Raw genomic sequence first — 12,832 nt, forward strand, 5'->3', positions numbered from 1 at the left:
CATCGGCAGCGTCAGCCGAGATGCTTCAACAGCCGCTCGTACAGCGCCACATACTTCTCCGCCTGCGCTTCCCAGCTCCACTCGTCGAGCATGCCGGGCAGCTCGTACGGCGCGGTGTAGCGGTCCCGGTCGCTCAGCACCGCCCCCACCGCCCGCGCCAGGTCCTTGCCGTCCTCGGACCGGAAGACCTCGCCGTTGCCGACGCGGTTCACCTCGTCCGCCATGGCCTTCACGTCGCTGACCACGACGGGCAGCCGCGCCTGCATGAACTCGAAGAACTTGGTGCTCAGGGCGACTTCGTGGTTCACCGGCCCCTTGCGCAGCGGATGGATGCCCACGTCCGCCGTCGACAGGAACCGCACGAGCACGTCGTACGGCACGTACGGCATGAAGTGCACCCGGTCCGTCGCGCCGATGCTCTCCGCGAGTTCGCGCAGCGAGCGTACGTACTCGCCCTCCAGGTTGTTGATCATGAAGGCGGCGTGCACGTCGTCCGTGTACGCCAGAGACTCCACGATCGTGTGCAGACAGCGCTGCGGCGCCGCCCCGCCGCAGTACACGGCCAGCGGTGTGCCGGGCCCGAGCCCGCACGCCTCGCGTACGTCCCTGGCGCCGCCCTCCGTGGTCCAGTCCGAGGACGTCTCCTCGCCGGGCACCAGCTTCGGCGGCGCGTTGAGCGTGACGACCGGCAGCTCCTTGAGACCGTGCGAGGTCTGGAGCATCTCCGCCAGCGCCGGCGACACGGTGACCACCGCGTCGACGTAGGGGATGTGCTCGCGCTCGTAGGCGACCTGCGAGGCGAGCCACTTCTTCGACGGGTTGGCCTGCGCGAGTCCGGGCACGAACTCGTGCGCGTCGTACACGACCCGTACGTCACGGCCCGCCGCACGGGCCCGTACGCCGGCACGCGCCGCGACACCGATCATGCGGTAGTCGTGGGCGTGTATCAGATCGGGCTGCAGCTCCTCGATCTTGTCGCGGTAGCTCAACTCGTAGCGCAGCGGCAGCGGATCGAGCCGCCGCCAGGCCCTGTCCCCCATCGTGGCGCCCCAGAAGGCCATCTCCAGACCTTCGAGCGTGCCGTTCTTGTCGCCCCAGGCAGCGGCGGCGGCCTTCGTCTGACGGGTCCTGGCCCGGATGGTGGTGCGCCGGACCTTGCCCGCCAACCGAGCGGCGATGAGCGGCAGTTGCTTGCTGCTGGACGGCTGCGCGATTCCGGTGCGGGCCGCGGCGCCCGCGCCCCGCACCTCCAGCTCGGCCCAGTCGACCTTGATACGGCGGTTCTTGAGCACCGCCTTGTCCTGGCTGTCGTACGCCAGCGGGTAGCGGACGCCCGTCACCCGGCGGCGCAGCGACTTGCGCGGCGGCAGCCGGCGCAGCGTCAGCCGGTGGATCTGGGCCTCACCGAGCTGGTAGGTGTCGGGACCGGTCGCCGGCGCGCGGCCTATGAGATGGACCTCCCACCCCGCGTCCGCCATCGACCGGGCGTGCTTCTGGACCCGTGAGTCGCCGTCGATGGTGTTGTCGACGAGCATCACGACTCGTCCGGGGCGACGCTCTGGCATGTCTCTCGTTCCTCTGCTCACCGCTCAGCCGCCGATGACGACGCGGCGTACGCCGCGCCAGGCGTCCGGGTCGGTGGTACGGCGGCCGTCGACGAGCACCGTGACGTCGGGCAGGTCGGCCGGCTTCAGGTCGCGGTACTCGGCGTGGTCCGCCTGGAGCACGGCGGCCGTCACCTGCTGGCCCTCGTGCGGCGGCAGGCCGTGCGCGGTCAGTTCCTCGGCCGTGTACATCGGGTCGGAGACGTACGGCACGGCGCCGCGCGCCCGCAGCGCCTCGACGGTCGGGAAGACGCCGGAGAACGCCGTCTCCTTGACGCCGCCGCGGTAGGCCGCGCCGAGCACGAGCACGCCCACGCCGGTCAGGTCGCCGTAGGCGGCGGCCAGCAGGTCCACCGCGTACTCGGGCATGGCCGCGTTCGCCTCACGCGCCGAGCGCACGACGGTGGCCGCCGGGTCGTTCCACAGATACATCCGCGGGTAGATCGGGATGCAGTGGCCGCCGACGGCGATGCCGGGCTGGTGGATGTGGCTGTACGGCTGGCTGTTGCAGGCCTCGATGACCTTCTTGATGTCGATGTCGTTCTGGTCGGCGAAGCGCGCGAACTGGTTGGCCAGGCCGATGTTGACGTCGCGGTACGTGGTCTCGGCGAGCTTCGCCAGCTCGGAGGCCTCGGCGGTGCCGAGGTCCCACACGCCGTTCGGGCGCGGCAGGTCCTCGCGTACGTCGAAGTCGAGGACGGCCTCGTAGAAGTCGACACCGTGCTTGGCCGACGCCTCGTCGATGCCGCCGACGAGCTTGGGGTAGCGCCGCAGATCGGCGAACACCCGCCCGGTCAGGACGCGTTCGGGCGAGAAGACGAGGTGGAACTCCTCGCCGGGGGTGAGACCCGAGCCCTCCTGGAGCATCGGCGCCCAGCGGGTGCGGGTGGTGCCGACGGGCAGGGTGGTCTCGTAGCTGACCAGGGTGCCGGGCTTCAGGCCCTGGGCGATGGCCTTCGTCGCGGAGTCCATCCAGCCGAAGTCGGGCACGCCTTCGGCGTCCACGAACAGCGGGACGACGACCACGACGGCGTCGGACTGCGCGACGGCGGCGGCGGTGTCGGTGGTGGCCGTGAGCAGCCCGGCGTCGACGCATCGCTTGAGCTTGACGTCGAGGTCGTGCTCGCCGGGGAAGGGCTCCGTACCGGCGTTGACCAGCTCGACGACCTTCTCGTTGACGTCGGCGCCGATGACGCGGTGGCCCTTGGCGGCGAACTGCACGGCGAGCGGCAGACCGATCTTGCCGAGCGCGACTACACAGATATTCATCGGATTACTTTCCTCTTGAACCGGGGCAGCAGGCTTCGTACCCGCGCGCGGAAGGATGCTGTCGGCTCCCACAGCGGGGCCGTGGTGATCACCAGTCGCCCCTTGGGATTCACATTGGCCGAGGCCCGGTGGGGGACGGTGTCGCCCCAGCGCCGGGCGAGCGGCATCGGCAGACCGCGGGTACGGACCGGGATCTCGTAGGTGGAGCCGGCGACGTCCACGTAGACGCGGACACCGGCCTTGATACGGGCCGCCGCGAGCGGGATCCGGGCGGTCAGGATCGTGCCGCCCCCACCGTCGGGCTCCGGTGCGCGGGTGAACTCCCCCACCGGATCCGGGAGTTCGTCACCGGCGGGCAGCCGGCGGGCCGCCGCCTTGTCCGCGCTCTTGGGCATCGCGGTCCGGGCCAGCCGGATCACGGCGGAGCCGGTCTGCCCGCTGACACCGATCCGTACGGTGAACACCGCGAAGAGCGTGTCACCGTGCCGTTCCCAGCCCGCGGAGAGCAGCCGGGTGCCGGCGGCGAGCCGGCCGGGGACCGCTTCCCCCACCAACTCGTAACTGCGGTCGGGCAGTTGACCGGCCGGGTCGCGCAGACCGGGGTACGTCGCGAAGGCCCGCCCGGCTTCGAGCAGGAACGGCGGCGCGCCGTGCTCGGCCTCGTCGGCGATGGCCTTGCTGAGTTCGGCCACGGCGCCACGCTGGGCCAGCAGTATCCGTACCCGGCGTTTGACGTCGAGCGAGTCGCGCAGCTCGTCCGTCAGGTACTCGTCGGCGAGTTCGGCGATGCCCTTGCACAGCTCGCGCTGCGTGACGGGGTCGAGCGGCAGGAAGTCGTCCTGGATGAGCTTGGCCAGCTCCCAGGTGAAGTGACGCTTGAACACGGCGTCGCGGCGCGGGCCCGCCTCGATCAGACCGGCCGTGTGCCGCATGATGCGGGTGGTGCAGTGCAGCCTGGCCAGATGGTCGGCCCGGTAGGTGATGTTGCTCGCGTCGCCGCGCTTGACCGCGTAGTAGTACGTGTAGTCGCCGAGGACGGCGATCCGCTCGGCCCGCACGCAGGCCTCGATGGTGAACGGCTGGTCGCTGCCGACGGGCAGGTCCTCGGGGAAGCGGAGCTTGTACTTCTCGACCAGCTCACGCCGGAAGAGTTTGGTGTTGGCCAGGGCGAACGGCAGGTCGGAGCCGTACAGACTCACGTCGGAGTCGTTCTTCTTGTACATCGCCTGGCGGACGTACCGGCCGTTGGTGCCGACCATCTTGCCGACCACCACGTCCGACCCGTGCTCGTCGGCGTAGGCGACCATGCGCTCCAGCGCCTCTTCGCCGAGGTAGTCGTCGGAGCCGACGAAGTAGACGAAACGGCCGGTGGCGATCTCCAGGGCGCGGTTGCTCGGAGCCGCCGGGCCGCCGCTGTTCTCCTGGTGGATGACCCTGACCGTGTCCGGGTACTCCTTCGCGAACCGGTCGAGTTCGGCGCCGCTGTCGTCGGTCGAGCCGTCGTCGACGGCCACGACCTCGAGCCGCTCCAGGCCGATGGTCTGGTTGACGAGCGAGTTCAGGCACTCGGTCAGATAGGGCATCGTGTTGTACACGGCCACCACGACCGTGACATCGGGAGTGGTCGTCGTCATCGTCTGACCTCCGGCTTCTTCCGGTCCCCGATGAGCGTCGAGTACAGCCCGTCGAGCACTTCGGCCTGCGCCTCCCACGTCCACCCCTCCAGCAGCCCCGGCTTCTCGTACGCCGCCCGGTACGGCTCCGGGTCCGCCAGGACCTGCTTGATCGCGCGGGCCAGGTCGTCGGTGTCCTCGGCCGTGAAGACCTCGCCCTGCCCCGTGGCGCGGGTGACCTCGGACATCGTCCGCACGTCGCTCACCACCAGCGGCAGCCGCGCGTGCGAGTACTCGAAGAACTTCGTGATCAGCGCGATCTCGTGGTTCGGCCAGTGGTGGATCGGGATGCACCCCGCGTCCGCCGCCGACAGGAAGCGCACCACCTGCCGGTGCGGTACGTACGGCACGGTGTGCAGCCGGTCGCCCGCGCCCAGTTCCGCGGCGCGCGCCAGCAGCGTCTCCATGTACGCGGACGTGGGGTTGGGCACCACGAACGCGATGTGGACGCCGTCGAGCTTCGGCAGCGTCTCGACCAGGTCACCGAGGCCGCGCTGGGGGCCCGGTGAGCCGCTGTAGACGATCAGCGGCACGTCGGGGCCCACGCCGCACAGCTCGCGCAGGTCCGGTACGGCCTCCGGCTCGCCGTCGGCGTCCAGCGCGACGCGCGCGTCCGCCTCCCCCGGCCGGTCCGGCGCGTTCAGCACGACCGTCGGCCGCTCGGTCAGCCCGTGCCGCTCGATCAGCAGGTCGGACAGCCCCTCCGAGACCGTGACGACCGCGTCGGCGTACGGCGCGTACTCGCTCTCGTGCGCCGTGTTGCCCGGGATCCAGTGGGCGTTGTCCTCCCACGGGCGCACCCCGGGCAGGAACTCGTGCGCGTCCCAGACCAGTTTCACCGACCGTCCGGCGGCCCTGGCCCGGACCGTGGCCCGCGCGCCGACGCCCAGCATGCGGAAGTCGTTGGCGTGGATGAGATCCGGCTTCAGTGCGTCGATCTCCGGGCCGTACGTCAACTCGTAGTCCCACAGGGCGGGTTCGAGCCTGCGCCAGGCGCGCCTGCCCTTGACCGCCGTCCAGGACGCGGTGAACAGCCGGTCCAGCGGACCACGCAGCCGGCGGCCCGCCTGCTGGGCGTCCTTGCTGTGCCGGGACCGGAGCCCGACCCAGCGCTGCACGATGTTCGACACGGGACCGGCGACCCGCAGGCGTACGCCCTCGACCTGGCGGAACAGCGGGGTGCCGACGGCCTCCGGCGCCACCTTGAGCGCGGCGCGGCGCGTCGCGACGTCCGCGCGCCACGCCTTGGCCCACTGCCGCCGGTACGCGGCGAGCGGGCCGGGCGGGTAGGCGAGCGGGCGGCGCAGCAAGGAGCGGTGGCGTTCGGCGTGGCGCTTGGCGAGCGGCGCCTTCAGCGGCAGCAGCCGTACCTCCGCGTCCCCGAGCATCCAGCTGCGGCCCTTGCCGCTGCGGACCAGCCCGAGCAGGGTGACGTCCCAGCCGGCCGCGGCGGCCGACTCGGCCGCCTTCTGTACCCGCGAGTCGCCGTCGACCTTGTTGTCGACGAGCATGACGATGCGCCCCTTGCCGGCCGACCTGCCACCGACACTCTGCGTATCCATCAACTGCCTTTCTGAACCGGTCACTTGACGAAGCTGGTGCGGACGGGACCTCAGCCGGGGACGGACTCCGTCGCGAGCTGGACGGTCGTGCTGCTCGCGGCGGACTCCAGCAGGGACGCCGCCACCTCGACCGTGCGAAGGCCCTGCCGCAGCGTGCAGATGTCGTGCGACTCGCCGAGTACGGCGTCGCGGAACAGCTCGTGCTCCACCAGCAGCGGCTCGCGCTTGGGGATGGCGTAGCGGATCATGTCGCCCTCGGCCACACCGCGGAACGCGCGTAGCGCCTCCCACTCGGTCGTCACCGCCGCGTTGGAGTAGAAGGTCAGGTCGGCGGTGAGCGTGTCGGCGATGAAGCAGCCGCGCTCGCCGGTGACCGAGGTGAAGCGCTCCTTGAGCGGGCTCAGCCAGTTGACCAGGTGGTTGACCATCGTGCCGTCGGAGAGCCGGCCCACGGCGGAGACCATGTCCTCGTGCGGCCGGCCGCTCTTGGACACCGTGTGGGCGGAGATCGAGGTGTACGTCTGGCCGGTCACCCAGCCGGTCAGGTCGATGTCGTGGGTGGCGAGGTCCTTGACCACGCCGACATCGGCGATGCGGTGCGGGAACGGTCCCTGACGGCGCGTCACCACCTGGTACACGTCGCCGAGTTCACCGGCTTCCAGCCGGGCGCGCAGGCTGCGCAGCGCCGGGTTGCAGCGCTCGATGTGGCCGACGCCGGCGACGAGGTTCCGCGATTCGAAGGCCTCGACGAGGCGGCGGGCGCCCTCGACGGTGTCGGCCAGCGGCTTCTCGATGAGCGCGCCGACCCCGGCCTCGGCGAGCTGGAGGCCGACCTCCTCGTGCAGGGCGGTCGGGCAGGCGACAACGGCGTAGTCGATGCCGCGTGCCAGCAGTTCCTCGACGGTGTCGAGGACGGGCGCGCCCTGCGCCAGTCCGTTCTTGTCGCCGAGCGGGTCGACGACCCCGACGAGCGTGACGCCGTCGAGGCCGGCCAGTACGCGGGCGTGGTGACGCCCCATCGAGCCCAGGCCGATCAGACCGGCGCGCAGTCCCGCGGTGGTGGTCACAGGTTCTCTCCCAGCTCGTTCACGGCGGAGACGATTCGCTCCAGGTCGGACTCGGACAGCGAGGGGTGCACGGGCAGCGAGACGACCTCGGCGGCGGCCCGCTCGGTCTCCGGCAGCTCCCAGTTGCGTCCGGCCTTCTGGTCCGGCTCCCAGAACGGCCGCAGCCGGTGGATGGGGGTCGGGTAGTACACGGCGTTGCCGACGCCCGCCTCGGTGAGCTTCGCCATCGCGGCGTCGCGGTCCCCGGTGATCCGGACGGTGTACTGGTGGTAGACGTGGTACGCGCCGTCGGCGACCGGGGGTGTCACCACGCCGGGCGCGGTGATGTTCTCGGTGAGGTACGCGGCGTTGGCGCGGCGCTGCTCGGTCCAGCCGCCGAGCTTGCTGAGCTGTACGCGGCCGACGGCGGCGGCCACGTCGGTGAGGCGCATGTTGGCGCCGACGATCTCGTTCGCGTACCGCTGCTCCATGCCCTGGTTCCGCAGCAGGCGCAGGGTGCGGGCGACCTCGGCGTCACCGGTGGAGATCATGCCGCCTTCGAGCGAGTGCATGTTCTTCGTCGGGTAGAAGCTGAAGGTGCCGCCGGAGCCGAAGGCGCCGACCGGTGTGCCGTGCAGCGACGCGGCGTGCGCCTGGCAGGCGTCCTCCACGACGGCGAGCTTGTGCTTGTCGGCGATGGGCATCAGCTTGTCCATCGAGGCCGGGTTGCCGTACAGGTGGACCGGCATGATCGCGGCGGTGCGCGGGGTGATCGCGGCCTCGACGGCGGCCGGGTCCAGGCCGAAGTTGCCGGGCTCGATGTCGGCGAAGACGACGTCGGCGCCGACCAGCCGTACCGCGTTGGCGGAGGCGGCGAACGAGAACGACGGCACGATGACCTCGTCGCCCGGGCCGATACCGAGGGCGAGCAGCAGCAGGTGGAGCGCCGACGTGCCGGAGTTCACGGCCACGCAGTGGCGGCCGGCGACGAGCTCGGCGAAGCCTTCTTCGAAGGCGGCCACCTCGGGGCCCTGGACGACCCGGCCGGTGCGCAGTACGCGGACGGCGGCCTCGATCTCTTCTTCCCCGATGACCGGGCGGGCAGCGGGGATGGGCTGCACTTCACTGCTCGACATGGACGTCGTCCTCCTTGAAACACCGCGAAAGCTCTCTGTGGCAGAGGCCAGGAGTGCAGCGGGCGTCTCACGAGGCCGCGTGTACCCATACGGCGCGATGGCCGACGCCCTGCCGAGGAATTGGGACCGCTGTCCCTGTACGGGCCGGTCACCGACCGCAGGTTCCGGGCGGGGACTGTCGACGGCTGGGACCGCCAGTCACATTATCAGGGATTTCCGGCGGAATTTCGGCGCTGTTAACCGCCAATCGCATCAATCCCGAAACAAAGAGGCCCGTACCTGCCACTGGATTCCCAGAGACAGGTACGGGCCGTTCAACCGCCGATCAATCGGCGATCACCAAACGTTCAACTCGATCACTCAGCCATCGGTGGACACCGACACCGCCGGAGCGGTCTGCTGCTCGGCCGCAGAGGTCTTCTTGGCCGCGGACTTCGTGGTCGTCTTCTTCGCGGTGGCCTTCTTGGCGGTGGTCTTCTTGGCCGCCGTCTTCTTCGTGGCCGCCTTCTTGGCCGCGGCCTTCTTGGCGGTCTTTCGAGCCGCCTTCTTGGCCGGAGCTGAAGACTCCGCATTACTGTCGTCGCCGGACTCGCCGGACTCGCCGGACTCCGCGGACTCACCGGACTCGGTGGAGTCACCGGCGTGTCCCGCCGATTCCGCCGATTGGGCGGACTCCGCGGAATCCACCACCAGCACGGCCGCTTCCCCGGCGCCCGCCGGCGAACCGGCCGGAGCCGACGCCTTACGGGTCGCCCTGCGGCGCGCCCTCGGCGGCGTCGCCTCGGACGTCTCCGCGACCGGCGTGTCGGCGACGGGCGTGTCGGCGGCAGGCTCGGGCTGTACCGGCTCCGCCTCCGGCTGCTGCTCGACGACGACCTCGGCCGTCTCCTCGGCCCCGCCCGTCTTCGGCGAACCGGCCGGAGCCGTCGCCTTACGGGTGGCCCGGCGGCGGGTACGGCCCTGCGGAGCGGCCTCCGCCACCTCGGCGTCCGGCTCGGTCACCGGCGCGGACGAGGCGACCGGGGCGGGCGCCTGGGCCTGCTCGGCCGCCGCGGGCTCGGCCGACCTCGGCGAACCGGCCGGAGCCGACGCCTTGCGCGACGCCCGGCGGCGCGAACGCCCGCCACGCGCGGCCGTCTCGGCCTCCGCGACACTGCTGTACAGCTCCTCGTCGGGCACGAACTCCGGCGCGGGCAGCGCCACCGGGGCCGCGGCCTCCGCCGCCACCTCGGCCTCGGACTCGGATTCCGACTGCGACTCCGCGTCCGTCAGGACATCGGCGGCCGTCTCGTGCTCGTGGTCCGCGCCGGACCCGCCACGGCGCTTCTTCGCGCGCTTGCCGGTACCGCCGGCGTTGCCACCGCCGCCACCGGAGCCGGTCGGCTGCTCCATGTGCACGATCACGCCACGCCCGTTGCAGTGGACGCAGGTCTCGGAGAACGACTCCAGCAGACCCTGGCCCACCCGCTTACGGGTCATCTGGACCAGGCCCAGCGAGGTGACTTCGGCGACCTGATGCTTCGTACGGTCCCGGCCCAGGCACTCCAGCAGCCGCCGCAGCACCAGGTCCCGGTTCGATTCGAGGACCATGTCGATGAAGTCGATGACGACGATGCCGCCGAGGTCGCGCAGCCGCAGCTGACGCACGATCTCCTCGGCCGCCTCCAGGTTGTTCCTGGTGACGGTCTCTTCGAGGTTGCCGCCCTGACCGGTGAACTTCCCGGTGTTGACGTCGACCACGATCATGGCCTCGGTCTTGTCGATGACCAGCGAGCCGCCGCTCGGCAGCCAGACCTTGCGGTCCAGCGCCTTCATCAGCTGCTCGTCGATCCGGTACGACGCGAAGACATCGACCTCGCTCGTCCAGCGGTTCAGCCGGTCGGACAGGTCGGGCGCCACGTGCGCCACGTAGCCGTGGATGGTCTGCCACGCCTCGTCACCGCTGACGATGACCTTCGTGAAGTCCTCGTTGAAGATGTCGCGCACGACCCGGACGGTCATGTCGGGCTCACCGTAGAGAAGGGTCGGGGCGTTGCCGCTCTTCGCCTTCTTCTTGATGTCCTCCCACTGCGACTGGAGGCGCTCGACGTCGCGGCGCAGCTCGTCCTCGCTCGCGCCCTCGGCGGCCGTACGGACGATGACGCCCGCGTCCTCGGGGACGATCTTCTTCAGGATGGTCTTCAGCCGCGCCCGCTCGGTGTCGGGGAGCTTGCGGCTGATGCCGGTCATCGAGCCCTCGGGGACGTACACGAGGTAACGGCCGGGGAGCGAGACCTGGCTGGTCAGACGCGCGCCCTTGTGACCGATCGGGTCCTTCGTCACCTGGACGAGGACCGACTGGCCGGACTTGAGCGCGGTCTCGATACGGCGCGGGCCGCCCGACATGCCGAGCGCCTCGAAGTTGACCTCACCGGCGTACAGGACGGCGTTGCGCCCCTTGCCGATGTCGACGAACGCGGCCTCCATGGACGGCAGTACGTTCTGCACCTTGCCCAGGTAGACGTTGCCGACGTAGCTGGTGGCCTGCTCCTTGTTGACGTAGTGCTCGACGAGCACGTTGTCCTCGAGGACGCCGATCTGGGTGCGCTCGCCGCTCTGCCGGACGACCATCACACGCTCGACCGCCTCGCGGCGCGCGAGGAACTCCGCCTCGGTGATGATCGGCACGCGGCGGCGGCCCTGCTCACGGCCTTCGCGGCGGCGCTGCTTCTTCGCTTCGAGCCGGGTCGAGCCCTTGATGGACTGGACCTCGTCCACGCCGGTGCCGGGCTCGGTGTCCTTCGCACGGCGCTCGCGCGGCTCGCGGACCTTGACGACCGTACGCTCCGGGTCGTCCACGCCGTTGTTCTCGGTGTCGGAGCCACCGTCACCGCTGCGACGGCGCCTGCGGCGGCGCCGACGGCTGCTGCTGCTCCCGCCGCCCGACTGGCCGGCGGCTTCGTCGTCGTCCTGCTCGTCGGAGTCGGCGGCGTCCGTGTCGGACCCGTCCTCGTCGTCGGTGTCGGCGGCGTGCTTCTTGCCGCGGTCCTGGCTCCGCTCGTCCGACGCGTCGTCGGTGTGCTCGTCCGACTGCTCGTCGCTCTCGGCGGACTCGCCACGGCGACGGCGACGGCCGCCCCTGCGGCGGCGCCGCGACGGACGGTCGAACTCGTCGGAGTCCTCGGCGTCGGAGTCGGACTCGTCGCTCTCGGCGGACTGCTCGGTGTCGGGCTCTTCGTCGGCGTCCCGCGCGGCGGGGGCCTGCGCGGGCTCGGCCGCCTCGGCGGGCTCACCACGGCGGCGGCGCCGGCGGCGGCCCGCGGGCTCGGGAGCGGGCGCGGCGACGGGCTCGGCCGTCGTCTCGTCCTCGATGTCGAGATCGTCCTCGTCCTCGACACCACCGGCGGCGGCCATCGCGGCGGCCGACTCGGGCGTCTGGAACATCGGTTCGGCGAAGACGGGCGCCTGGAAGACGGCCACGGCGGGCCGGGTGGCGCGCCGGCGCGAGCGCTCGGGCGCCTCGGTCTCCTTGTCCTTCGCGGCGGCCGGCGCCGAGCCGTTGCGCTGCTCGGCCTTCCTGGCCTTGGGCTCGGGGGCCGTCCGCTCCTCGGCCTCGGGGGTGGGCTCGGGCGAGCCACCGCCCCTGCGGCGGCTCCGGCCACGGGTGGCGGCCTTCTCGGCGGCCTCGACCTGCGCCTCGTCGGCGGTGATCTGCGTGACGGTGTTCGCGGGCAGCGTCTCGCCCTGCGCCGGTGTCTCGGTGTCGTCGTCCGCCTGGGCCGTGCTGGTGGCCGGCGCGGTGACCTTACGGGTCGCCCGGCGCCGCGCACGCGGCGGCGCGGCCTCGTCGGCGACGGGCTCGGCGACCGTCTCGGGGGCGGTCTCGACGACCGGCTCCGGCACGCTCTCGGCGGGCGCGGCGACCTTACGCGTCGCCCGACGGCGGGCACGCGGCGGCGCGGCCTCGTCGGCGACAGCGGCGGATTCGGCGGCCGGCTCGGCGACCGCGACGGCCTCGGGGGCCGCGGGCTCGACCACGGGGGCGATCACCGGCTCGGCGACCGTCTCGGCGGGCGCGGCGACCTTACGGGTCGCCCGGCGCCGGGCACGCGGCGGCGCGGCCTCGTCGGCCGTGGGCTCGGCGAGGGTCTCCGGGGCGGCGGCCTCGGGTGCGGGGTCGGCCACGATCTCCACGGGAGCGGTGGCCTTACGGGTGGCCCGGCGGCGGGCACGCGGCGGCGCGGCCTCGTCGGCGGCAGCGGCGGCGGGCTCGGAGGTCTCCTCCGGCACGCTCGCCGTGACCTTCGCCCCCTCGGCGGCCTCGGCCGCCGCGGACGGCGGCCCCGCCGGACGCGACGCGGCGCGGCGCCTGCGGCGCGGCGGCAGCGTGTCGCTGGGGCTGTTCAGTTCTTCTTCGGTCTCCCGGTTCGTACCGGGTTCGTTCTGGGACATGCGGGCGGTTCTCCCGTCACGCTCCCGGGCGCCACGCCTTCATCCGGTCCGGCCACGGCCGCGCTGAGGCGCGAATGCCGCCGTCCGGGGCGCGGGCGCCGCACAGGAGCT

7 protein-coding genes are annotated in these 12,832 nt (G+C 71.8%); all 7 read right to left on the reverse strand.

From position 1 onward, the window contains the following. Positions 1–11: 11 nt before the first annotated feature. Positions 12–1,565: a glycosyltransferase family 4 protein gene (locus BHU15_RS09205; protein WP_079128027.1), complete on the reverse strand. Its 1,554-nt coding sequence runs from the start codon at positions 1,563–1,565 to the stop codon at positions 12–14. 24 nt (positions 1,566–1,589) lie between these two features. Then, positions 1,590–2,873 carry a nucleotide sugar dehydrogenase gene (locus BHU15_RS09210; protein ID WP_069626741.1) on the reverse strand — a complete coding sequence of 428 codons (1,284 nt, stop codon included), beginning with the start codon at positions 2,871–2,873 and terminating at the stop codon, positions 1,590–1,592. Further along, the gene (locus tag BHU15_RS09215) at positions 2,870–4,507 is read right to left on the reverse strand and encodes a glycosyltransferase family 2 protein (RefSeq protein ID WP_069626742.1); all 1,638 of its coding nucleotides are present in this window, start codon (positions 4,505–4,507) and stop codon (positions 2,870–2,872) included. The genes BHU15_RS09210 and BHU15_RS09215 overlap by 4 nt, the downstream gene beginning before the upstream one ends. Next, positions 4,504–6,108 (reverse strand): glycosyltransferase family 4 protein, encoded by a 1,605-nt coding sequence (locus BHU15_RS09220; RefSeq protein WP_069626743.1) that lies wholly within the window; start codon positions 6,106–6,108, stop codon positions 4,504–4,506. Before BHU15_RS09220 ends, BHU15_RS09215 begins: the two co-directional genes overlap by 4 nt. A gap of 50 nt (positions 6,109–6,158) precedes the next feature. Continuing rightward, the gene (locus tag BHU15_RS09225; protein ID WP_069626757.1) at positions 6,159–7,127 is read right to left on the reverse strand and encodes a Gfo/Idh/MocA family protein; all 969 of its coding nucleotides are present in this window, start codon (positions 7,125–7,127) and stop codon (positions 6,159–6,161) included. A gap of 44 nt (positions 7,128–7,171) precedes the next feature. Next, on the reverse strand, positions 7,172–8,290 hold the full coding sequence (locus tag BHU15_RS09230; RefSeq protein ID WP_069626744.1) for a DegT/DnrJ/EryC1/StrS family aminotransferase: 1,119 nt from the start codon (positions 8,288–8,290) through the stop codon (positions 7,172–7,174). Positions 8,291–8,650: 360 nt separating this feature from the next. Next, a complete protein-coding gene (locus BHU15_RS09235; RefSeq protein WP_069626745.1) occupies positions 8,651–12,721 on the reverse strand; it encodes an Rne/Rng family ribonuclease in 4,071 nt (1,356 codons plus the stop codon). Positions 12,722–12,832: the final 111 nt, after the last annotated feature.

The organism is Streptomyces niveus, assembly GCF_001723055.1.
GTDB lineage: Bacteria > Actinomycetota > Actinomycetes > Streptomycetales > Streptomycetaceae > Streptomyces > Streptomyces niveus.